Origin of the sequence: Amycolatopsis sp. NPDC098790, from assembly GCF_044759945.1 — a bacterium.
Taxonomy (GTDB): Bacteria; Actinomycetota; Actinomycetes; order Mycobacteriales; family Pseudonocardiaceae; genus Amycolatopsis.
Genome location: NZ_JBIWAI010000001.1, coordinates 2,095,763 through 2,115,922, shown reverse-complemented (window position 1 = coordinate 2,115,922; position 20,160 = coordinate 2,095,763). Strand labels below are relative to the sequence as shown.

23 protein-coding genes are annotated in these 20,160 nt (G+C 70.6%); 8 read left to right on the top strand and 15 right to left on the bottom strand.

The window, feature by feature from the left end; genetic code table 11:
* Window positions 1-76: 76 nt before the first annotated feature.
* On the bottom strand, window positions 77-1,018 hold the full coding sequence (locus ACIQWX_RS10625) for a carbohydrate kinase (protein WP_400868049.1): 942 nt from the start codon (window positions 1,016-1,018) through the stop codon (window positions 77-79).
* Between the two features lie 41 nt (window positions 1,019-1,059).
* Window positions 1,060-1,641 (bottom strand): TetR/AcrR family transcriptional regulator, encoded by a 582-nt coding sequence (locus ACIQWX_RS10620; protein WP_400868047.1) that lies wholly within the window; start codon window positions 1,639-1,641, stop codon window positions 1,060-1,062.
* Window positions 1,642-1,742: 101 nt separating this feature from the next.
* On the opposite strand from ACIQWX_RS10620, the gene ACIQWX_RS10615 reads away from it, so the two are divergent.
* From ACIQWX_RS10615 to ACIQWX_RS10605, 3 genes are all read left to right on the top strand, one after another.
* Entirely contained in the window at window positions 1,743-2,879 is a 1,137-nt protein-coding gene (locus tag ACIQWX_RS10615; protein ID WP_400868045.1) for an acyl-CoA dehydrogenase family protein, read from the top strand.
* Between the two features lie 65 nt (window positions 2,880-2,944).
* On the top strand, window positions 2,945-3,433 hold the full coding sequence (locus ACIQWX_RS10610) for a Uma2 family endonuclease (protein WP_400868043.1): 489 nt from the start codon (window positions 2,945-2,947) through the stop codon (window positions 3,431-3,433).
* 55 nt (window positions 3,434-3,488) lie between these two features.
* Window positions 3,489-4,016 (top strand): Uma2 family endonuclease, encoded by a 528-nt coding sequence (locus ACIQWX_RS10605; RefSeq protein WP_400868041.1) that lies wholly within the window; start codon window positions 3,489-3,491, stop codon window positions 4,014-4,016.
* A 54-nt stretch (window positions 4,017-4,070) separates the two neighbouring features.
* Here the strand turns inward: ACIQWX_RS10605 and ACIQWX_RS10600 are convergent, their stop codons facing one another.
* The 3 genes from ACIQWX_RS10600 to ACIQWX_RS10590 are packed head-to-tail and all read right to left on the bottom strand — an operon-like array spanning window position 4,071 to window position 6,669.
* The gene (locus tag ACIQWX_RS10600) at window positions 4,071-5,288 is read right to left on the bottom strand and encodes an amidohydrolase (protein ID WP_400868039.1); all 1,218 of its coding nucleotides are present in this window, start codon (window positions 5,286-5,288) and stop codon (window positions 4,071-4,073) included.
* 11 nt (window positions 5,289-5,299) lie between these two features.
* The gene (locus tag ACIQWX_RS10595) at window positions 5,300-5,797 is read right to left on the bottom strand and encodes a GNAT family N-acetyltransferase (RefSeq protein ID WP_400868037.1); all 498 of its coding nucleotides are present in this window, start codon (window positions 5,795-5,797) and stop codon (window positions 5,300-5,302) included.
* A complete protein-coding gene (locus tag ACIQWX_RS10590) occupies window positions 5,764-6,669 on the bottom strand; it encodes an aldose 1-epimerase family protein (protein WP_400868035.1) in 906 nt (301 codons plus the stop codon). Before ACIQWX_RS10590 ends, ACIQWX_RS10595 begins: the two co-directional genes overlap by 34 nt.
* Window positions 6,670-6,736: 67 nt before the next feature.
* Between ACIQWX_RS10590 and ACIQWX_RS10585 the strand changes: the two genes are divergently transcribed.
* Genes ACIQWX_RS10585 through ACIQWX_RS10575 form a run of 3 tightly spaced genes read left to right on the top strand, consistent with a single transcriptional unit; the run spans window position 6,737 to window position 8,969 of the window.
* Window positions 6,737-7,315, top strand: coding sequence for a TetR/AcrR family transcriptional regulator (locus ACIQWX_RS10585; RefSeq protein ID WP_400868033.1), 579 nt, complete (start codon window positions 6,737-6,739; stop codon window positions 7,313-7,315).
* Entirely contained in the window at window positions 7,315-8,148 is an 834-nt protein-coding gene (locus ACIQWX_RS10580; protein WP_400868031.1) for an MBL fold metallo-hydrolase, read from the top strand. The genes ACIQWX_RS10585 and ACIQWX_RS10580 overlap by 1 nt, the downstream gene beginning before the upstream one ends.
* Entirely contained in the window at window positions 8,145-8,969 is an 825-nt protein-coding gene (locus ACIQWX_RS10575; RefSeq protein WP_400868029.1) for an MBL fold metallo-hydrolase, read from the top strand. Before ACIQWX_RS10580 ends, ACIQWX_RS10575 begins: the two co-directional genes overlap by 4 nt.
* 3 nt (window positions 8,970-8,972) lie before the next feature.
* Here the strand turns inward: ACIQWX_RS10575 and ACIQWX_RS10570 are convergent, their stop codons facing one another.
* From ACIQWX_RS10570 to pdxH, 3 genes are all read right to left on the bottom strand, one after another.
* The gene (locus tag ACIQWX_RS10570; protein WP_400868027.1) at window positions 8,973-9,527 is read right to left on the bottom strand and encodes a DUF3558 family protein; all 555 of its coding nucleotides are present in this window, start codon (window positions 9,525-9,527) and stop codon (window positions 8,973-8,975) included.
* A gap of 24 nt (window positions 9,528-9,551) precedes the next feature.
* Window positions 9,552-10,799, bottom strand: coding sequence for an MFS transporter (locus ACIQWX_RS10565; protein WP_400869514.1), 1,248 nt, complete (start codon window positions 10,797-10,799; stop codon window positions 9,552-9,554).
* 262 nt (window positions 10,800-11,061) lie between these two features.
* On the bottom strand, window positions 11,062-11,727 hold the full coding sequence (pdxH, locus tag ACIQWX_RS10560) for a pyridoxamine 5'-phosphate oxidase (protein WP_400868025.1): 666 nt from the start codon (window positions 11,725-11,727) through the stop codon (window positions 11,062-11,064).
* 218 nt (window positions 11,728-11,945) lie between these two features.
* On the opposite strand from pdxH, the gene ACIQWX_RS10555 reads away from it, so the two are divergent.
* Window positions 11,946-13,607, top strand: a complete 1,662-nt coding sequence (locus tag ACIQWX_RS10555) for a purine-cytosine permease family protein (protein WP_400868023.1) — start codon at window positions 11,946-11,948, stop codon at window positions 13,605-13,607.
* A 46-nt stretch (window positions 13,608-13,653) separates the two neighbouring features.
* Here ACIQWX_RS10555 and ACIQWX_RS10550 read toward each other — a convergent pair whose 3' ends face one another.
* Entirely contained in the window at window positions 13,654-14,364 is a 711-nt protein-coding gene (locus ACIQWX_RS10550; protein ID WP_400868021.1) for a TetR/AcrR family transcriptional regulator, read from the bottom strand.
* A gap of 89 nt (window positions 14,365-14,453) precedes the next feature.
* Here ACIQWX_RS10550 and ACIQWX_RS10545 point away from each other — a divergent pair, with 89 nt between their 5' ends.
* Window positions 14,454-15,554, top strand: a complete 1,101-nt coding sequence (locus ACIQWX_RS10545; RefSeq protein WP_400868019.1) for a lipase family protein — start codon at window positions 14,454-14,456, stop codon at window positions 15,552-15,554.
* Window positions 15,555-15,660: 106 nt separating this feature from the next.
* On the opposite strand, the gene ACIQWX_RS10540 is transcribed toward ACIQWX_RS10545, so the two are convergent.
* The 6 genes from ACIQWX_RS10540 to ACIQWX_RS10515 are packed head-to-tail and all read right to left on the bottom strand — an operon-like array spanning window position 15,661 to window position 20,065.
* Window positions 15,661-16,377: an urease accessory protein UreD gene (locus ACIQWX_RS10540; protein WP_400868017.1), complete on the bottom strand. Its 717-nt coding sequence runs from the start codon at window positions 16,375-16,377 to the stop codon at window positions 15,661-15,663.
* The gene (ureG, locus tag ACIQWX_RS10535) at window positions 16,374-17,060 is read right to left on the bottom strand and encodes an urease accessory protein UreG (protein WP_400868015.1); all 687 of its coding nucleotides are present in this window, start codon (window positions 17,058-17,060) and stop codon (window positions 16,374-16,376) included. The genes ACIQWX_RS10540 and ureG overlap by 4 nt, the downstream gene beginning before the upstream one ends.
* A complete protein-coding gene (locus ACIQWX_RS10530; RefSeq protein ID WP_400868013.1) occupies window positions 17,050-17,730 on the bottom strand; it encodes an urease accessory protein UreF in 681 nt (226 codons plus the stop codon). Before ACIQWX_RS10530 ends, ureG begins: the two co-directional genes overlap by 11 nt.
* Window positions 17,730-19,445, bottom strand: coding sequence for an urease subunit alpha (locus ACIQWX_RS10525; RefSeq protein WP_400868011.1), 1,716 nt, complete (start codon window positions 19,443-19,445; stop codon window positions 17,730-17,732). Before ACIQWX_RS10525 ends, ACIQWX_RS10530 begins: the two co-directional genes overlap by 1 nt.
* Window position 19,446: 1 nt before the next feature.
* Window positions 19,447-19,752, bottom strand: coding sequence for an urease subunit beta (locus ACIQWX_RS10520; RefSeq protein ID WP_400868009.1), 306 nt, complete (start codon window positions 19,750-19,752; stop codon window positions 19,447-19,449).
* 10 nt (window positions 19,753-19,762) lie between these two features.
* On the bottom strand, window positions 19,763-20,065 hold the full coding sequence (locus ACIQWX_RS10515) for an urease subunit gamma (protein ID WP_086680249.1): 303 nt from the start codon (window positions 20,063-20,065) through the stop codon (window positions 19,763-19,765).
* Between the last annotated feature and the right edge of the window lie 95 nt (window positions 20,066-20,160).

Sequence of the window (20,160 nt, the reverse complement as noted above, 5' to 3'; positions counted from 1 at the left end):
GCCCCTCAACGTTAGTCGAGAAACGTGCTTTCGCGCAGCGGTGACGTTGCTCCTGGGTGCCCCTTTGGGACCAGGTTCACACGGCGGCGGCCATATCGGCGGACGTGGGCGGCTCGGCACCGCTGCGCGAAACCGTGATGGACGCCGCTTTCGCCGCGAATCCGAGTGCTTCGCGCCACGCGCCCGCGTCGAGGGAGCCCAGGTCGGTGACGTCGTGGGTGTGCAGCCAGGCCAGCAGCGCGCCCTGGACGGTGTCGCCCGCGCCGATGGTGTCGACCACGGTGACCTTGCGCGACGGGACGTGGGCCAGCTCACCTGCGGCGGTGATCACCGCGACGCCGTCGGCCCCCCGGGTGAGCACCACGGCGTCCACACCGGACTCGACCCACGTCTTCGCGGCGGCGACCGGGTCGGCGCCGCCGGTGAGCCACGCGGCGTCGTCGTCGGAGATCTTCAGCAGGCGAACGTCGGGCAGCCAGGAGGTGAACCGGGCGCGGTAGGCGGCCGGGTCGGTGATCAGCGCCTCGCGGATGTTCGGGTCGAGGACGGTCAGCACGCCGCGCGCGGCCTCGCGCCGCAGCATCGCCTCGTACGCCGACGCGCCGGGCTCGAGGACCATCCCGAGCGTGCCGAGCGAGAGCGCGGTCACGTTCTCCGGAAGCGGTCCCGGGTCCGCGACGAGCCGGTCCGCCGTGCCTTCGACGTAGAACGTGTAGCGCGCGGCGCCCTTCGCGTCGAGGGCGACGACGGCGAGCGTCGTCGGTTCGTCACCGCGCTGCAGCAACGACGTGTCGACGTCGGAAGCGTGCAGGCGCTCGACCATCGCGTCGCCGAAGCGGTCGGTGGACACGCGCGAGAGGAACGCCGCCGGCACGCCGAGGCGCCCGGCCGCGAGCGCGACGTTGTACGGACCACCGCCGAGCCGTGGCAGCAGCGCGCGCAACCCACCGTCCACAGTGGAATCCAGAGGGCCGCCGGGTACCAGGTCGACCAGAGCTTCTCCGCCTACGACGATCACGCGGGGAGTTTAATGGAGTTCGGGCTGACAATTCCTGTCCGCTATTTGTTCAGCCCGCCGAGCAGCAGTTCACCCAGGGCGGTGAACGCTTCGGCGTCGGAGACGTCGATCCGCCGCCCGAGCACCCCGGTCTGGATGCCTTCGATGATCAGGTTCGTCATCTCCGCGACGAGCCGGGCGTGGACGTCGCGGAAGACGCCGTCGGCGACGCCCTTGTCGATGAATTCGCCGAGCCGCTTCGCCGCGAACCGGCTGTTGACCTGGTAGGCCTCGCGGGCCGGCCCGAACTCGGCGAGGTCGCGCATGAACGCCGGCGACGCCCGGTTGAGGTGCTCGGCGACGCCGGCGAGGTACTCCCCGATCAGCTTGCGGGCGTCGTCGATCCCGGCGATGCGCTCCTCGATCCGCTCGCCGGCGCCCCGGAAGAAGTGCGTGACGACCTTGACCGCGAGTTGCTCCTTGCTGGGCGCGAGCGCGTAGAGCGTCGACTTCGAGCAGCGGAGGCGGCCGGCGAGGTCGTCGAGGGTGAAATCGGCGAACCCCTCCGCGAGGAAGAGTGCCTCGAGGTCGCCGAGCAGGGCGCGCTGGCGCGCGGTCGGCCGTCGGCGGGGTTCGGGGGGCATCGGCTCACTATCTCCTACGTCTTCCGGCCACCCCAGGCCCGTCGTACTGTACTCTGAGCGGGCCCACAGTACTGTTTTCAGTACCGCTTTGGAGGACAACGATGCCCGCCGAACGCTTGCTGCCTTCTTCGGAGGCCGAGGACCTGGTCTCGCTGGCCAGGGAGATCGCCCGCGACGAGCTGGCGCCGCGAGCGGCAGCGGCGGAAGAGGCCGAGCAGTTCCCGCGCGAGCAGTTCCGCCTGCTGGGCAAGTCCGGCCTGCTGGGGCTGCCGTACGCGGAGCGCTGGGGCGGCGGCGAGGTGCCGTACGAGGTGTACCTGCAGGTCCTGGAGGAGATCGCGAGGGCGTGGATGACGGTCGGCGTCGGCCTGTCGGTGCACACGATGTCCTGCTACGCGCTGGCGGAGTACGGCACGGACGTCCAGCGCGCCGAGTGGCTCCCGGAGATGCTGGAGGGGTCGCTGCTGGGGGCGTACGCGCTGTCGGAGACGCAGGCGGGCTCGGACGCGGCCGCGTTGGCGACCCGCGCGCGTCTCGACGGTTCGGACTACGTCGTCAACGGAACGAAGGCGTGGATCACGCACGCGGGGGTGGCGGACTTCTACACGACGATGGTCCGGACGGGCGCTTCGGAGATTTCGTGCCTGCTGGTTCCTTCCGCTACCGACGGTCTCTCGGCGGCCCCGCGCGAGCGCAAGATGGGCCTGACGGGGTCGCCGACGGCTCAGATGGTCTTCTCCGACGCCCGGGTGCCTTCGTCGCGGTTGCTGGGTGCGCCGGGTGACGGGCTCCGGATCGCGCTGTCGTCGTTGAGTTCGGGCCGGCTCGGGATCGCGGCGTGCGCGGTGGGCCTGGCGCAGGCGGCGTTGGACGAAGCGGTGGCGTACGCGAAGGGGCGGTCGCAGTTCGGGCGTCCGATCATCGACTTCCAGGGGGTCGAGTTCCTGCTGGCCGACATGGCGGCGGTGGTGGAGTCGTCCCGGGCTTGCTATCTGGAGGCGGCCCGGCGACGTGACCGGGGGTTGCCGTTCCAGCGGCAGGCGTCGATCGCGAAGCTGGTCGCGACCGATGGGGCGATGAAGGTGACCACGGACGCCGTACAGGTGCTGGGTGGGGCGGGGTACACGCGGGACTTCCCGGTGGAGCGGTACATGCGGGAGGCGAAGGTGCCGCAGATCTTCGAAGGGACGAACCAGATCCAGCGGATGGTCATTGCCCGGGAGCTGAAGAAGGCTTAGCCGGTTGAGGGAAGGGCGTCACACGCTCGGTACAGATAGCGTTACTCACGGTCGGCGAAACCGAGGTGGGCTTCACCGAACTTGTGGAGGGCCGGGTGGTGACGTCACCCAGCCCGGGCGCGGTGCACAACCGGGCTGCGTTTCAGCTGGCCAACCGGCTCGATCCGCAGTTGCCACCCGAGCTGAGGATCATCCCCGGCATCGACATCGACCTGCGGCTGGCGCCTGCCGATCGTCCCGGCTTCTCGCGCCGGCCCGACCTGACGGTTTTCGACAGAGCCGTGCTCGCGCGAGGTGACGACGAGATGCTTCCCGCCGACGAGGTCGCGGTGGTGGTCGAGGTCGTGTCGCCGGAATCGACGCGCACCGACTACCGGGTCAAGCGCGACGAGTACGCCGACGCCGGCATCCCGCACTACTGGATCGTCGACCTCACCGAGCCGGTTTCGCTGATCGCCTGCCAGGGCTATCGAAGCGCCGCCGCGGTCACCGGGACCTTCACCACCGACGTCCCCTTCCCGGTCAAGATCGACCTCGACGCCCTCCTCGACTGACCCGACCCGGTCGAGCGACCCCTGTCCCGCTCATGCGACAGCTACCGTTTTTCCCATGCCCGATCAGCTGCTGTCCACAGAGGAGTACCGAGCCCTCGGGGAGACCGACCGCGGCTTCACCGAACTGGTGGAAGGCCGCGTCGTACCCTCGCCCGGCGCCGGCCGCACCCACAACCTCGCCGCGTGCCGGCTGGCCGGGCAGCTGGAACGCCAGTTGCCGCACAGCCTCGCGTTCGTCCTCGGCACCGACCTGGACCTCGACCTGGCGCCGAAAGGTGAGCCCGGCTTCTCCCGCCGTCCGGACCTGCTGATCCTCGATCGGGCAGCCGGTGACCCGATCCGTACCACCGACGTGACGGTGGTCGTCGAGATCGCGACCTCGCACTCCCGGCGCACCGACTACCGCGTGAAGCACGACGAGTACGCCGACGCGGGCATCCCGCACTACTGGATCGTCGACCTCACCGAGCCGGTCACCCTGGTCGCCTGCCAAGGCTACCGAGACGCCCCACCGGTCACCGGGACCTTCACCACCGAAGTCCCGTTCCCGGTCAAGATCGACCTCGACGCCCTCCTCGACTGAACCTGATCGGACGGCACGCCGGAACCGCCCGGTTACCGGCGTGCCGTCCGAAACTCAACGGGCTTCGCGGTACCGCCGGTCCTTCGACACGCCCTCACCGAGCGACTCGTCGAAGTGGTACACCTCGTCGCCTCGCACGAACACGCGCAGCGCGCGGTTCATCACGTCCAGCGGGTCACCGCTCCACAGCACCACGTCGGCGTCCAGCCCCGGCTTCAGGGACCCGATCTGCTCGTCCAGCCCCAGCATCGACGCCGGGTTGATCGTCAGCGACCGCAGCGCCGTCACCGGGTCGAGGCCGTCCTTGACCGCCAGTGCCGCCTGGTAGACCAGGAAGTTGATCGGGATCACCGGGTGGTCCGTCGTGATCGCGATTTTCACCCCCGCGCGGGCCAGGATGCCCGCCGACCGCAGCGTCCGGTTGCGCAGCTCGACCTTGGACTTCGTCGTGAACAGCGGGCCCAAGATCACCGGGACCTCGCGAGACGCCAGCAGGTCGGCGATCAGGTGGCCCTCGGTGCCGTGGTTGATCACCAGCTTGTAGCCGAACTCGTCGGCCAGCCGCAGCGCCGTGACGATGTCGTCCGCGCGGTGGACGTGCTGGTCCCAGTACAGCTCGCCGTCGAGGACCTTCGACAGGGTTTCCATCGTCAGGTCGACCTCGTGCGGCTTGCCCTCGGACTCGGCGTGCGCGCGCTTCGCCTGGTAGTTGCGGGCCTTAGTGAAGGCCTCGCGCAGGATCGCCGCGACGCCCAGCCGCGTCGACGGCGTCTGCTTCTTGTCGCCGTACACGCGCTTCGGGTTCTCGCCGAGCGCGCTCTTCACGCTGACGTGCTCCGCGAAGACCATGTCGAGGATGCTGCGGCCCCAGGTCTTGACGCCGATCGTCTGGCCGCCGATCGGGTTGCCCGACCCGGGCTTGATGACGACGCTCGTGACGCCGCCCGCCAGGGCGTCGTCGAAGCCGGGCTCGTACGGGTCGATGCCGTCGATGGCGCGGAAGCGGGCGCCGTTCGGGTCGGTCATCTCGTTCGTGTCGTTGCCGGCCCAGCCTTCGCCGTCCTCGTGGACGCCGAGGTGGGCGTGGGCGTCGATGAAGCCGGGCAGCACCCAGGTGCCGGCCGCGTCGACCAGTTCGGCGTCTTCCGGGATGTCGACATCGGCCTCGGTGCCGATGGCGACGATCTTGCCGCCGTCGATCAGGACCGTGCCGCCGTCGATGGGATCACCGTCGATGGGGACGACATAGCCCCCGACAATTGCCTTCGCCATAGTTCGCCACGCTAACGAACTGCGCCGGGCGCCTCCACACGGGCCTTCTCCAAGTGCACCAGTTCGTGGTTGTTCTCCGGCGTCCGGTGCGTCTCGCGGTACCCGTGCTTGGCGTACAGGTGCAGCGGACCGACGCTCTTCGACCCGGTGAACAGGCGAAAAAGCGTCACCTCGGCCGGGGCGGCCGACTCCGCGTGCCGAAGCAGCGACCCACCCAGCCCGAACCCCTGCCGGTCCGGCGCGACGACCAATCGCCCGATCACCGCCACCGAACCGGTCACCGTCAACCGCACCGACGCGACCAGCCGGCCCGCCTCCCGGATCCCCCAGGACAACCCCGCCAACGCCGTCCGCGTCTCGTCGAGGGTTTCCAGCAGCGGCGGCAACTCCCAGTCGTCGTGGGCGCGCGCCTCCGTCACGTACGCCGCGCGTTGGAGCGTCAGCACTTCGCCCGCGTCGGCCGCCCCCAGGCGGATCACCGGAGGCGGATGCCCCAGCTGCCCGACCACGACGACGCCGGCTCCAGCTCGATCAGGTCCGTGCCCGTGTTGAGCGCGTCGGCCGGGCACGTCATCGGCTCGATCGCGACCGCGCGGCCGCGGCCGACCAGGTCGTCCGGGGTGAACACCTGCGCCCAGCGGAAGTCCGGGCCGGTCCAGACCACCAGCTGCTGGTCCTCGTGGGACAGCACGAAGTGGTGCTGGCCGTCGTCCGCCGGCGACAGCGAGCCGAACGCCGTGTCCAGGTCGACGCCCGCCAGGACCCGTCCCGAGCGGAAGTCGTACTCCGTGCCCTCGACGTCCTGTTCCGGCGCGTACGGCATCTGCTCGTCGCCGAGGTACGGCCGGACGCGGCTCGCGGGGAGCGTGAGCGTCAGCTCGTCGGTCGGGACGTCGCCGATCCGGAAGTACGGGTGCGTGCCGACACCGACGCCGATCGGCTGCTCGCCCTCGTTGCGGATCTCGTGGGTGACGGTCAGCTCGCGCGGCGCGACCTCGTACGTCACGGTCGCTCGCAGCGGCACCGGCCAGCCCGGCTGGACCTCGACGTCGACGGCCAGGGTGATCGACGACTCCGCGTGCTCCAGCAGCTCCCACTCGAGGTGGCGGGTCAGGCCGTGGATGGCGTTGCCGCGCGCCTCCTCGGTGATCTCGAGCTGCTGCTCCTCGCCCTGGAACGTCCACTTGCCCGCCTTGGTCCGGTTCGGCCAGGGCAGCAGCACCTGCCCGGCGCCCTTCGGCGGCTTCGCGTCTTCGGGGAACTCCTCGACGTACGGCACTCCGCCGACTTCGAACGCGCGCAGGCCCGCGCCGATCTCGGTGACGACGGCGCGCGCGTTGCCGCGGGTGATCTCGAACTGCTGACCGGTCGGGTTGCCCATGGGGACGACCTTACCGATCCAGAATGTAACTAGACCGGTCGTCATAGTTTGAGTTACAGTCGGCGCCATGGTCCGTCGCACCGGCACGCGGCAGCGGATGCTCGACACCGCCGCCGACCTGTTCCAGACCCAGGGCTACCACGCCACCGGCCTCACCCAGCTCACGACGGCGGGCGGCGCGCCGAAGGGGTCGCTCTACTTCCACTTCCCCGGCGGCAAGGAGCAGCTCGCCGCCGAAGCCGTCCGGCTGTCGGGCGAGCGCACCGGCGCGTTGCTCGAAGCCGTCCTCCGGGACGCGCCCGACGCCGTGACCGCGATCGACCGGGCCGTCGAAGCGCTGGCGTCTTTCCTGACCGAGTCGGACTTCCAGCGCGGCTGTCCACTCGCGACGGTCGCGTTGGACGCCGCCGCGGAGAGCGAGCCGATCCGCGAAGCCTGTGTGGACGGTTACTCGTCGTGGCACGAGATCCTGCGCGGGTACCTTGCCGGACAACGGCTTTCGGCGGAACGCGCCGACGAGCTGGCCACCGTCGTGCTCGCCGCGATCGAAGGCGGGCTGCTGCTGGCCCGCACCCGCCGCGACCTCGCGCCGCTGCGCGCCGTCGCCACCCACCTGCACGCCACCCTCGACCGGGAGCTGTCCTGATGCGCGTCCACCACCTGAACTGCGGCACCATGCGCCCGCTCGGCGGCCGGCTGATCGACGGGCGGCCGGGCCTGTTCCGGCGCGCCACCATGGTCTGCCACTGCCTGCTGCTGGAGACGGACACGGGCCTCGTACTCGTCGAGACCGGCATGGGCACGCCGGCCGCCGTCGACCGGAACGCCTGGCTGGGCGCGGGTTTCGTCCGCCAGTCCAACCCCGTCGCCGACCCTTCGCAGACGGCGATCGCGCAGATCCGCGCGCTCGGGTTCGACCCGGCGGACGTCCGCGACATCGTGCTGACGCACCTCGACCTCGACCACGCGGGCGGGCTGATCGACTTCCCGTGGGCCCGCGTGCACGTCTACGCCGAAGAGCTGCGGGCGTTCACCGAACCGCGCGACGCCGCCGAGCGCGGCCGCTACCGCCGGATCCAGTTCGCCCACGGTCCACAGTGGACGTCCTATGCGGACAGCGGTGAGCCTTGGTTCGGCTTCGACGCCGTCCGGCAGCTCGACGGCGTGGGCCCGGAGATCCTGCTGGTCCCGCTGTCCGGGCACACGCGCGGGCACGCCGGGGTCGCCGTCGACACCGGCGCCGGCTGGCTGCTCAACGCCGGTGACTCGTTCTTCTTCCACGGCCAGGTCGCCGCCGATCCGCACTGCCCGCCGGGCCTGAAGTGGTTCGAGGGCCGCATGGAGACGGTCAAGCGCGCCAGGCTGGACAATCACCGGCGCCTGCGCCAGCTTGTTCAGGAGCACGGCGACGAGGTGACCGTCTTCGCCGCGCACGACGAGACCGCGTTCCGCCGTTTGAACTCCGGGAGCAGAGTATGAAGGTGCACCACCTGAACTGCGGATCGATGCACCCGGCGGGCGGCAAGCTGCTCGACGGCGAGCCCGGCCTGCTGCGGCGGGCGGAGCTGGTCGCGCACTGCCTGCTGATCGAGACCGGCGACGGCTTGGTGCTGGTCGACACGGGGTTCGGCACCCAGGGCGTCGTCCGGCCGGGCGAGTGGCTCGGCCGGCCGTTCCTGGCGATGGTCGGCGCGAAGCCCGCGGCCGCCGAGACGGCCGTCGCGCAGATCAAGGCCCTCGACCTGGACCCGGCCGACGTCCGGCACGTCATCGCGACGCACCTCGACGTCGACCACGCGGGCGGCCTGGCGGACTTCCCGAACGCCGTCGTGCACGTCCGCGCGGAGGAGCACCGCGCGGCGACGGCACCGGCGAACGCGGCGGAGAAGAACCGCTACCGGGCGGCGCAGTTCGCGCACCGGCCGCTGTGGAGCACGTACGACGAGCTGGGCGAGCCGTGGTTCGGCTTCGAGGCGGTCCGGTCGCTGAAGGGGTTGCCGGAGCAGATCCTGCTGGTCCCGCTGACGGGCCACACGCGCGGCCACACGGGCGTGGCGGTCGACACGGGCGCCGGCTGGCTCCTGCACGCCGGCGACGCGTACTTCTTCCACGGCCAGCTGGACCCGGTGGCACCGCACTGCCCGCCGGGCCTGACGGCGTTCCAGAACATCGTCCAGACGCTGCGCGGCCCGAGGCTGGAGAACCTGACGCGACTGCACGAGCTGGCGCGCGACCACCAGGACGAGGTCCGGGTGTTTTCCGCGCACAGCCCGGTGGAGCTGGCCGCGCTGCGCCGGTGAGCGTCAGCTCGCGTCGAGGGCGGTCTTGACCAGCGGGGCCAGCTGCTCCTTCGTCATCTTCGCCGGGCCGGTGTAGTTGATCAGCACCGGCGTGCCCTGCACCAGCTCGGCCGCCGCGAGCGTGGCCGACTTCTGCTCGTCCACGTAGTAGACCGCGCCGTCCGGGAAGCCGGCGACGTCCTGCGCGCCCGCCTTCGCCTTCTTGATGGACGCGACCATGTCGGTGGGCTTGGCCTGGCGACCCTCGTAGCGGGTCACCGCGAGCGCGCCCGCGGCCTTGCCGTTCAGCTGGTACTCGCAGCTGCGGGCCTTGCCGCCGTTGGCCGCGTTGTCCTGCACCGGGCCCGCGACCGCCTGGAGGTTGTCCAGGAACAGGGCCTTCGACACGGCGGCGGCGGGCAGCAGCTTGCACGGGTCGAGCGACGCGGCGGCCGCGTTCGAACTCGGCTTCGGCGCTTCGGACGGCTTCGAGGACGACGGCGCCTTCGACGGCTCGTCGCCCGAGGAGCAGGCGGTCAACGCGGCACAGGCGACCAGGGCGACGGCGAGAATACGCATATCGGGCACCCTAGTCCGATTGGCTCACGCCGTGGGCGCCCGGTACCGCCAGAACGCCGGAAGCAGGAACATCGACGCGCACACGGAGACGATCACCAGCACGCCGCCGACGCTCGCGGCGGCCGCGGTGCCGAACGCGGCCGCGCCCCAGCCGTGCACGAGGTCGGCGATCCGAGGGCCGCCGGCGACCACGACCGTGAAGACGCCCTGGAGGCGGCCGCGCATCTCGTCGGTGGTCGCGACCTGCAGGATCGCCATCCGGTAGACGGCGCTGACCATGTCCGCGGCGCCGGCGAGCGCCATGAAGACGACGGCGAGCCACAGCGAGTGCGCGAGCCCGAACGCGGCCACCGCGGCACCCCACGCGCAGATCGCGACGACGACCGCGACGCCCTGGCGCGGGATGCGCGTCAGCCAGCCGGAGAAGAGACCGATCAGCATCGCGCCGGCGGGCAGGGCGGCGTAGAGCCAGCCGAGCGCGGGGCCGCCGCCGGGTGGGTCGCCGAAGGTGCGTTCGGCCATCTCCGGGATGAGCGCGCGCGGCATGCCGAAGACCATCGCGATGATGTCGGCGACGAAGGAGGCGAGCAGCACCTTCTTGGTGGCGAGGTACTTGAAGCCGTCGATGACGTCGCTGACGCCGGCGCGGCGCGACGGGCCGTTGAGCGGCGGGAGCGCGGGCAGCCGCCAGACGGCGATGAGGGTGATGGTGAGGGCGACGACGTCGATCAGGTAGAGCGTCGAGAGGCCGAGGACGGGGATGAGCGCGCCGGCGAGCAGCGGTCCGAAGACGGCGCCGAAGGTGGACATGGTCGAGCTGAGCGCGTTGGCCGAGGGCAGCAGCTCGTCCGGCACGAGCCGCGCGACGACGGCGCCGCGCGTGGGCATGTTGATCGCGAAGAGGGCCTGGTTGACGGCGAGCAGGCCGAGGACCAGCCAGACGGAGCCGAAGTTCAGAAATGCCTGCAGCCAGAGCAGGGCGGAGGTGATCGCGACGAGGACGTTGGTGACGACGAGCAGCTTCCGCCGGTCGACGGCATCGGCGACGGCGCCGCCCCAGAGCCCGAAGACGAGCAGCGGAACGAGGGCGACGAGCCCGGTGAGGCCGACGTAGGCGGAAGACCCGGTGAGGTCGAAGACCTGCTTGGGCACGGCGACGGCGGTCAGCTGGGTACCGACGGCGGTGACCACAGTGGACAGCCACAGGCGCCGGAAGGCGGGGATCTTGAGAGGCCGGGTGTCGACGATGATCCGGCCGAGGAGGGTGCGCACGCGGCCCGACCGGGGCGGCAGGGTCTCGGGCTCAGAGGTCACAACGGAATAGTTTAGCTCGGCTAACTACCTGGGGTCGCGTGATTTCCGTCGCCCGGACGAGTGCCGGCAGTCAAGCAGCGCCCCAGCCCCAGCGACGCCCCGCCCTCCCTGGGGGCGTGCCCTTGTCCAGCGTATCGGTACCCACCGACGCAAAGGCCGGAAAAGCCGCGACCGTGACGTGGTTGTCCACATCACGGCCGGGCTGTGCACAAGGTGCGGCTTAGGGCGCCACGCGCTCGATGTTCCACCCGTCGTCGTTCCGCACGTACCGCAACCGGTCGTGCATCCGGTCCTCACGCCCCTGCCAGAACTCGACCAGGTCCGGCCGGATCCGCCAGCCGCCCCAGTGCGGGGGCGCCGGGATCTGCTCCACGTCCGCGAACCGGCGCTCGATGCCGCTCAACGCGTTGTCCAACGCCCGCCGGCCGTCGACCACTCGCGACTGCGGCGACGCCCAAGCCCCCAACTGGGACCCGCGCGGCCGCTGGGCCCAGTACTCCGCCGTCTCCTTGACGCCGACCTTCTCGACCTCGCCGCGGACGTGGACCTGGCGGTGCAACGCGTACCACGGGAACGTCACCGACGCGTAGCGCGTCGCCGTCAGGTCGTGGCTCTTCGACGACGTGTAGTTCGTGTAGAACACCACGCCACGGTCGTCGAGGCCCTTGCACAGGACCGTGCGGGACGATGGCCTGCCTTCGGCGTCCGCCGTCGCCAGCACCATCGCGTTCGGTTCGGCGATCCCGGCTCCGACGGCCTGGTTCAGCCAGCCCTGCAGCTGATCGGTCCAGGTGGCCGCCAGTGCGGATTCGTCGAACGCGGCCCCGTCGTACGCCACCCGCATCCCGGGCAGGCGGACCACGGCGTCTTCGATCTCCGGCATCATCGCCAAACCTCCACGCCCGGTCGGGGCATCAGTCGACTTCGGCTCTAGGCACGTTAGGGCCTTCCGAGCTGCGGCGGAACCCACTGAACGGTGACACCCGCCACCACCGCCGCGTAACCACCGGACAACAAGCCGTAACCCGCGCGTTACCCGCCGGACCAGGATCGATACAGGACGCACCTACCTTCGGCCCGTTCCCCACCACCCCGGAGGCAGGCATGACCGAGACCCTGTCGAACGCCGAAGAGACCGCGAAGCGCCGGTACGCCCCGCTCGCGGCGAACGAGAACCGCGAGGACTACTCACTGCGCTTCGCCGCGCATTCGTTCCGGAAATGGTCGCCGTTCGTCGTCGCGACGACGGCGCTGGGCGGCATCGCCTACCTCGCCGACTTCGCCATCGGCGCCAGCATCGTCCTCTCCTACGGCTTCACCTCCGGCGTCCTGGCGATCCTCGCCGCGGCCGTCGTCATCTTCGTGACCGGCGTGCCCATCGCGGCCGCCTGCGCGAAGTCCGGAGTGGACATGGACCTGCTGACCCGCGGCGCCGGCTTCGGCTACTTCGGGTCGACGCTGACGTCGCTCGTCTACGCGAGCTTCACCGTCATCTTCTTCTCGCTCGAAGGCTCGATCATGGGCCAGGCCTTCGAGCTCGCCCTCGGCATCCCGCTGCCGATCGGCTACCTCCTCGCGACGCTCATCGTGCTGCCCTTCGCCCTCTACGGCATGGGCGCGGTCGCGAAGATGCAGACCTGGACGCAGCCGCTGTGGATCGCCGGGCTGGTGCTGCCGTTCGTCGTCGTGCTCGTCCGGAAGCCCGGGAAGTTCGCCGAGTTCGCGCACTTCGGGGGCACCGAGGGCGCCGGCTCCGGGTTCTCCGCGATCGGGTTCGGGCTTGGCATGGGTGTCGCTCTATCACTGATAGGGCAGATCGGTGAGCAGGCCGACTACCTGCGGTTCATGCCGGAGAAGACGGCGGAGAACAAGCGGTCGTGGTGGGCCGCGGTGCTCGCCGCCGGTCCCGGCTGGGTGATCCTCGGCGCCGCGAAGCAGATCGGCGGCGCGCTGCTCGCGTTCCTCGCGCTCGGCGTCGTCGGGAAGACGCACGCGCTGGAGCCGATCGCGCCGTACCTCGAGGCGGTCAAGCCGGCGCTCGGCCCGGTCGCGCTGACGTTCGCCGCGCTGTTCGTCGTCGTCTCACAGATCAAGATCAACACGACGAACGCCTACTCGGGCTCGCTGTCGTTCGCGAACTTCTTCTCCCGCGTGCTGCACAAGCACCCCGGCCGCGTCTGGTACGTGCTGGTCAACTGCGGGATCGCGCTCGCACTGATGGAGTTCGGCGCGTTCGGGTTCCTCAACAAGATCCTCGGCTTCTACTCGAACGTCGCCATCGCGTGGATCGGCGCGGTGTGCGCCGACCTGGTGATCGCGAAGCCGCTCGGGCTCTCGCCGCGGTACATCGAGTTCAAGCGGGCCTACCTGCACAAGATCAACCCGGTCGGGTTCGGCTCGATGGTCGTCGCGTCGGCGGTGTCGATCGTGGCGTACTTCGGCGCGTTCGGGCCGTTCCTCGCCGCGTTCAGCCCGCTGCTCGCGCTGGTCATCGCGATCGCGGGCGTGCCGGCGCTGGCCGTGGCAACGAAGGGGAAGTATTACCTGGCGCGGGAGAACACCGTCCTGACCCCGGACGCCGATCCGCGCGCGACGCACACCTGCTCGGTCTGCGGCGACCCGTACGAACTGCCGGACGTCGCCGACTGCGCGAAGCAGGACGGCCCGATCTGCTCACTGTGCTGCACGCTGGACAACAGCTGCCACGACCTGTGCCGGACGGCCGGTCCCGTGTCGCTCGGCTTGCCGACCACCCGCGCCACGTAACGTCCGTGCGGGCCCTTTCCCGGCGTCCGCCGCCGGGAAAGGGCCCTCACGTGAGCCGGCTTCCCCCCGGGTCCCCCTCCCGGCTCGACTCCTTCACGTTCGAAGCCGCGCCGGGGTTGCCCGGGATTTCCAAAATCTTTTCCGGCCGCATGATGGCGGCCAGCATCAGCGCGCGCAGCTCCGCGCCGACGTCCTCCACCGGCAGCGGCGGCTCGTGCGCCTGCCACTCGCGCAGCAGGCCGGTGGCCGCGCCGACCAGGGCGATCGCCGTCAGCCGGTAGTCGCGGTCAGGGGCGGCGCCGTGCTCGGCCGCGCGCCGGGCCTCCGTCGCGATGAACGTCGCCCAGCGGTCGACCCACACCTGGTGCTGCTCCTCGAGGTCCGCGCTGACGCCGACGGCTTCGACGTAGTTGAGGCGCGGCAGCCGCGGGTCGACGGTGACCGTGTCGATGAAGACGTCCAGCAACGTCGCGATGCGGGTCATCGCGTCGGCGTCGGCGACCTTGTCGAGCGCCGCGGTGACGTGGTCGAGGGCGAGGCTGTTGATCCGGTCGTGGAGGGTGCGGAGCACGTCCTCCTTGCCAGTGAACTCCTCGTAGAAGTTCCGCGTCGACACGCCGGCGCGGCCGCACACCTCGGTGATCTTCGTGTGCCGGAAGCCGGCGGAGGTGAACAGCTCGAGGCCGGCCGCGAGCAGCCGCTCGCGGCGGTCGGCGCGGCGTTGCTCGGGTGCGACGCCGCCGTACGTGCGAGCCACCGGTCGTCTCCTCCTTCCGAGGGATTGCCAGATCCTACCGGGCTGGCTACCTTGTGAAAATCTCGATTACCACACAGCCGGAGGCAACGATGCTTCGTCGGTTACTGGTCGCCGTCACGCTGCTTTTCGCGGTGCTCACCCCCGCGGCGCACGCGGATCCCGGTGTCCTGCTGTCCGCGCGGGCGACGACGGTGTTCGTCGGCCCGTTCCCCGCGCCGGTCCGGGCGTGGCACCTGCTGTACCGCTCGACGTCCGCGACGGGCGCGCCGAACGCGGTCTCGGGGACGCTCCTGGTGCCGCCGACGCCGTGGCTGCGCGGCGGCCCGCGGCCGCTGATCACGTACGCGGCGGGGACGCACGGCCTCGGCGACCAGTGCGCACCTTCTTCCCTGCTGGCGCGCGGCATCGAGAACGAAAGCGCGTTGCTGGCCCAGGCGTTGTCGCAGGGCTGGGCGGTGGTCGTGACGGACTACGAAGGGCTCGGCACGCCGGGGACGCACACGTATGCGGTGGGCCAGTCGGAGGGCCGGGCGGTGCTGGACGCGGCACGCGCGGCGGTTTCGGTGCCGGGGGCGGGGTTGTCGCCGTCCGGCCCGGTGGGCGTGTTCGGCTACTCGCAGGGCGGCCAGGCGGCGGCGTGGGCGGCGGAGCTGCAGAAGTCGTACGCGCCCTCGGTGAACGTGGTCGGCGTGGCGGCGGGCGGGGTCCCGGCGGACCTGAACGCGGTGTTCGCCGCCAACGACGGCGGCGCGGCGTTCGGCCTGATCCTGGGCGCGGCAACGGGTTTCGCGGCGGCGTACCCGGATGTGCCGTTCACGTCGATCCTGAACGACCGCGGCCGCGAGGCGGTGGCCCGGGTGTCCCAGGCGTGCACGGTCGAGCTGGGTGCGGCGGCACCGTTCGCGCACCTGAAGGACTTCGTGACGGTGCCGGACCCGATCCACGACTCGCGCTGGCAGGCCCGGTTGACGCAGAACGAGCTGGGCACGACGGCGCCTTCGATGCCGGTGTTCCTGTACCACGCGAGTTTGGACGAGCTGATCCCGTTCAGCGTGGGAACCGCGTTGCGCGACCGCTGGCAGGCCGCCGGCGCGAAGGTGACGTGGCAGGAGTTCCCGCTGCTGGAGCACATCGGCGGGGTGTCGGTGGGCGGCCCGGTGGCGATGAGCTGGCTCGGCACGAAGTTCTGAAGAGTTCCGCTCGCCGGGGACGGGCGCAGGGGATCCTTCCCCGGCGAGCGGCGCGATCCACCCGAAACTGTCGGTCCCTCCCGGTAGCGTGGAAAACGGGGGCTGCTCAGAACGCCGCGGCTCCGGCCTCGGTCAGCCCCTTCATCGCCGCCACGGCATCCGGGGCCAGCGAAGTCACCAGCGACCCACCGGCCGCGAGCGGGGTCCGCGACCACCACTCACCCGAAGCCGCCGGCAGCTCCGGCCCACCGACCACCAGGTCCGACGCCAGCACCCGACGCCCCGCGAGCACCGCCAAACTCCCGTCCAGCCCCGAACCGATCGACAACGTCTGGCGCAGCACCGGTACCCCGGCCCGGACCACGTCCTGAGTACTCGTCAACGAACCCGCACGCTCCCCTGCCCGTCCCAAAACCAGCACCTCCCGCGTGTGCAGGTAAGCGTCCGAAGCCAGCGAAGCACGAAACACCGCCGTATGCCGAGCCCGCGACGTGATCACCGTCGGCTCCGGCAGGTACTCCAGCGACCCACCCCCGGCAACCACAACGTCCACTGTAGACAAAGACGACTCACCGTGGAGTCCGGGCAAAGCCAAAGTCGCCGCGACGCCGGACAACCGGAGCGACGCCCCCGGCCCCACGTGAACCGTGACCAGCAACTCGTCCCCACCCAACGGCGAAGTCGCCGAGTTGACCAAGTGCACCACCGCCGTCGGCCCGCGACCGCGGCGGGGGAACAACGTCAACGGCGCCATCGACCGCAGCTCGCGCAGCACCGTGCGCGTTCCGTCGAAGCACGCCGTCAAGCGGGCGTGGGCCTTCACAGCAGGGAACGCACCCAGTCGGCCACCGCCGGTGCGTCCGGGGTGTCCACAAGGGACTGCGTGATCACCGGCAACGAGCCCCGCATCCGGTGCGCGTCCGACGTCATCACGGCCATGTCGGCGTTCACCAGGTGCGCGATGTCGATCTTGTTGATCACCAGCAGGTCCGCCGTCGTGACGCCGGGGCCGCCCTTGCGCGGCACCTTGTCGCCGCCCGCCACGTCCACGACGAAGATCTGGCTGTCGGCCAGCCCGCGGCTGAACACCGCCGTCAAGTTGTCGCCACCGCTCTCGATGATCACCAGGTCCAGGCCCGGGAACTTCTCCTCCAGGCGCTCGACCGCGTCCAGGTTCGCGGTGATGTCGTCGCGGATCGCCGTGTGCGGGCACGCTCCCGTTTGGACTGCTTCGATCCGGGCCGGGTCCAGGACTCCTGCCCGGCGCAGGAAGTCCGCGTCCTCGGTGGTGTAGATGTCGTTCGTGACGACCGCGAGGTTCACCTCGTCGCCCAAGGCGCGGCACAGCGCCGCGGTCAGCGCCGTCTTGCCGGAGCCGACCGGGCCGCCGATGCCGATCCGGTACGCGCGCCCGGCCGTCGGCGCCGCATCGTAGTGGTCGGGTTCGGCGGCCGTCGGGTCGAAGTTGACTTCGTGGAAATGTCCATGACCGTGCTCAGCTGGCAAAGAGACGCACCTCTTCCTGGTGGTGCCGGGCGTGCGCCTCGGCGAACAGATCCAACGCGGGCGACCCCGGCGACGGCAGCGACGCGGGGTCGTCTCCCGCCACCGCGGCCGCCTCCGAACAGACCGAAGCAAGGTCCAACCGCGCCACGACGGCGTTGACCGCAAAGGGATCCAGACCCAGCAGCCGCACGGCCGCGCTCGCGGGCCCGCTAACCGACAAGTACGCGGCCGCCATCGCGGCGTCGTACGGCGAACCGCCGGCGACGCCGACCAGCGCCCCCAGCACGATCGGGTGGTGCGGCCGCGGGGTCTCGGCCAGCAAAGCCGACAGCACCGGCGACGGCCACGCGATCCGACCGGCCCGAGCGGTCCCCCGCCCCTGCGCTCGTGAAGCCTCGCGCTGCCCCAAGGACGGAGTCCGCGCATCCAGTTCGACATCCAAAGTGGACCAGTGTCCACTGGAGACAGAACGTGCGGCCGCATGTGCCGAAGCAGCGGCGAAAACGGCCGCCAGGAAACCCGCCGTCCGCAACCGGCCGGAAAGGAACCCCGGGAGATCGCGCACCGAAGTCACCAATTTGCGCGCGACGACCTCCTCCAGCCCGCCACTGTGGACGTGCCCGCCGCCGGGGAAGCGGGAGTCCGCGAGGATCAGCGCCGAAAGGTCCATCAGAACAGGAAGTACCGTTGGGCCATCGGCAGTTCCGTCACCGGCTGCGGCTCGATCAGCTCACCGTCGACGTGCACCGCGAAGCTGTCCGGCTCGACGCGGACGTCCGGCGTCGCGTCATTGAGCACCATGTCCGCCTTGGTCCGCGCACGCATGTTGGACACCGCGACCAGTGGACGCGTGATACCGAACGTCTCGCGCAAACCACTGTCCAAAGCGGACGGTGCGACGAAGTGCAGGCTCAGCGCCGCCCCGATCGCAGCGCCGAACATCGGGCGCGCCAGGACCGGCTGCGGCGTCGGGATGGATGCGTTCGCGTCACCCATCGCCGCCCACGCCGGGAACCCGCCCTTCAGCACCACGTGCGGGCGGACGCCGAAGAACTTCGGCTCCCACAGCACGAGGTCCGCGAGCTTGCCGACCTCGACCGAGCCGATCTCGGTCTCCATGCCGTGCGCGATCGCCGGGTTGATCGTGTACTTGGCGACATAGCGACGCGCGCGCAGGTTGTCGGCCGCGCCGTCGCCGGGCAGCGCGCCGCGGCGGCGTTTCATCACGTGCGCGGTCTGCCACGTCCGGATGATCACCTCGCCGATCCGGCCCATCGCCTGCGAGTCCGAGCTCATCATCGAAATCGCGCCCATGTCGTGCAGCACGTCTTCGGCGGCGATCGTCGACGGCCGGATCCGGCTCTCGGCGAAGGCGAGGTCCTCCGGCACCGACGGGTTGAGGTGGTGGCAGACGACCAGCATGTCGAGGTGCTCGTCGAGCGTGTTGGCCGTGTGCGGCCGGGTCGGGTTGGTCGACGACGGCAGCACGTTCGGCAGCGAGACGACCTCGATGATGTCCGGCGCGTGCCCGCCGCCGGCGCCCTCGGTGTGGTACGCGTTGATCGAGCGTCCCCCGATGGCGTCCACAGTGGACTCCAGGAAGCCCGCCTCATTGAGCGTGTCGGTGTGGATCGCGACCTGGACGCCGGCTTCGTCGGCCACCGTGAGGCACGCGTCGATCGCCGCCGGTGTCGTGCCCCAGTCCTCGTGCAGCTTGAAGCCGCCCGCGCCGGCCGCGAGCTGCTCGCGCAGCGCCTCGTGCCGGACCGTGTTCCCCTTGCCCAGCAACAGGACGTTGACCGGGTAACCGTCCATCGCGGACAGCATGCGGCCGAGGTTCCACGCGCCGGGCGTGACCGTGGTCGCCTTGGTCCCTTCGGACGGACCGGTGCCGCCACCGACCAAAGTGGTCAGTCCCGCCGCCAGCGCCGTGTCGACGAGCTGCGGGCAGATGAAGTGGACGTGGCAGTCGATGCCGCCGGCGGTGAGGATCTTGCCGTTGCCGGCCAGCACCTCCGTCGACGGCCCGATGACCAGGGCCGGGTCGACGCCGTCCATCGTGTCCGGGTTGCCCGCCTTGCCGATGCCGACGATCCGGCCGTCGCGCACGCCGAGGTCGGCCTTGACCACACCCCAGTGGTCGAGGATGACCGCGCCGGTGATGACCAGGTCGGGCGCGCCCTCGGCACGGGTCGCCATGCCCTGGCCCATCGACTCGCGGATGACCTTGCCGCCGCCGAAGAGCACCTCGTCGCCGGAGCCGCCGGGCCCCATCGAGCGGTCTTCGGTGACTTCGATCAGCAGGTCGGTGTCGGCGAGCCGGATCCGGTCGCCGGTGGTCGGGCCGAACAGCTCGGCGTAGCGCTCGCGGTCGATCTGCGGCATTTCAGAAGTCTCCAGAGAATTCGGACCGCACGCCCGGGACGCGCCGGGCGCCGGCGAGCGGGACGAGATCGACTTCCCGTTCGACGCCGGGTTCGAACCGCACGGACGTCCCCGCCGGGACGTCCAGCCGGTGGCCGCGGGCGAGATCGCGGTCGAATTCGAGGCCGGGGTTCACCGCGGCGAAGTGGTAGTGCGAGCCGACCTGGACCGGCCGGTCGCCGAGGTTGCGCACGAGCAGCCGGACGCGCGGGCGGCCCGGGTTCAGCTCGACCGGCTCGTCGCCGGGGATGATCTCGCCGGGGTGCATCGGCCCTCCTTCACACGATCGGGTCGTGCACGGTGACGAGCTTCGTGCCATCCGGAAAAGTGGCTTCGACCTGCACGGAGTCCACCATTTCGGGCACGCCGTCGAGCACCTGCGCCCGCGACAGCACGGTCCGGCCGCTGGCCACGAGCTCGCTGACCGTGCGGCCGTCGCGAGCGCCTTCGAGGACGTGGTCGGTGATCAGCGCGACCGCTTCCGGGTAGTTCAGCCGGACGCCGCGGTCCAGCCGCTTCCGCGCGACGTCGGCCGCCACGTGGACGAGCAGCTTGTCGCGCTCCTGCGGGCTGAGGTGCATCGCACAGGTCTATCACCCGGACCACGGCATCGCCTGGTTCGGAAACATACCTTTAACCTGGGCTTCGTCACACAGTGTGGTGAAAATTCTCCTGC

Excerpts from the sequence above, each read along its gene's own strand:
- ACIQWX_RS10620 (WP_400868047.1), bottom strand. The coding sequence starts at position 1,641 with ATGCCCCCCGAACCCCGCCGACGGCCGACCGCGCGCCAGCGCGCCCTG.
- ACIQWX_RS10615 (WP_400868045.1), top strand. The coding sequence starts at position 1,743 with ATGCCCGCCGAACGCTTGCTGCCTTCTTCGGAGGCCGAGGACCTGGTC.
- ACIQWX_RS10605 (WP_400868041.1), top strand. The coding sequence starts at position 3,489 with ATGCCCGATCAGCTGCTGTCCACAGAGGAGTACCGAGCCCTCGGGGAG.
- ACIQWX_RS10600 (WP_400868039.1), bottom strand. The coding sequence starts at position 5,288 with ATGGCGAAGGCAATTGTCGGGGGCTATGTCGTCCCCATCGACGGTGAT.
- ACIQWX_RS10590 (WP_400868035.1), bottom strand. The coding sequence starts at position 6,669 with ATGGGCAACCCGACCGGTCAGCAGTTCGAGATCACCCGCGGCAACGCG.
- ACIQWX_RS10585 (WP_400868033.1), top strand. The coding sequence starts at position 6,737 with ATGGTCCGTCGCACCGGCACGCGGCAGCGGATGCTCGACACCGCCGCC.
- ACIQWX_RS10580 (WP_400868031.1), top strand. The coding sequence starts at position 7,315 with ATGCGCGTCCACCACCTGAACTGCGGCACCATGCGCCCGCTCGGCGGC.
- ACIQWX_RS10575 (WP_400868029.1), top strand. The coding sequence starts at position 8,145 with ATGAAGGTGCACCACCTGAACTGCGGATCGATGCACCCGGCGGGCGGC.
- ACIQWX_RS10570 (WP_400868027.1), bottom strand. The coding sequence starts at position 9,527 with ATGCGTATTCTCGCCGTCGCCCTGGTCGCCTGTGCCGCGTTGACCGCC.
- pdxH (WP_400868025.1), bottom strand. The coding sequence starts at position 11,727 with ATGATGCCGGAGATCGAAGACGCCGTGGTCCGCCTGCCCGGGATGCGG.
- ACIQWX_RS10555 (WP_400868023.1), top strand. The coding sequence starts at position 11,946 with ATGACCGAGACCCTGTCGAACGCCGAAGAGACCGCGAAGCGCCGGTAC.
- ACIQWX_RS10545 (WP_400868019.1), top strand. The coding sequence starts at position 14,454 with ATGCTTCGTCGGTTACTGGTCGCCGTCACGCTGCTTTTCGCGGTGCTC.
- ACIQWX_RS10530 (WP_400868013.1), bottom strand. The coding sequence starts at position 17,730 with ATGGACCTTTCGGCGCTGATCCTCGCGGACTCCCGCTTCCCCGGCGGC.
- ACIQWX_RS10525 (WP_400868011.1), bottom strand. The coding sequence starts at position 19,445 with ATGCCGCAGATCGACCGCGAGCGCTACGCCGAGCTGTTCGGCCCGACC.
- ACIQWX_RS10520 (WP_400868009.1), bottom strand. The coding sequence starts at position 19,752 with ATGCACCCCGGCGAGATCATCCCCGGCGACGAGCCGGTCGAGCTGAAC.
- ACIQWX_RS10515 (WP_086680249.1), bottom strand. The coding sequence starts at position 20,065 with ATGCACCTCAGCCCGCAGGAGCGCGACAAGCTGCTCGTCCACGTGGCG.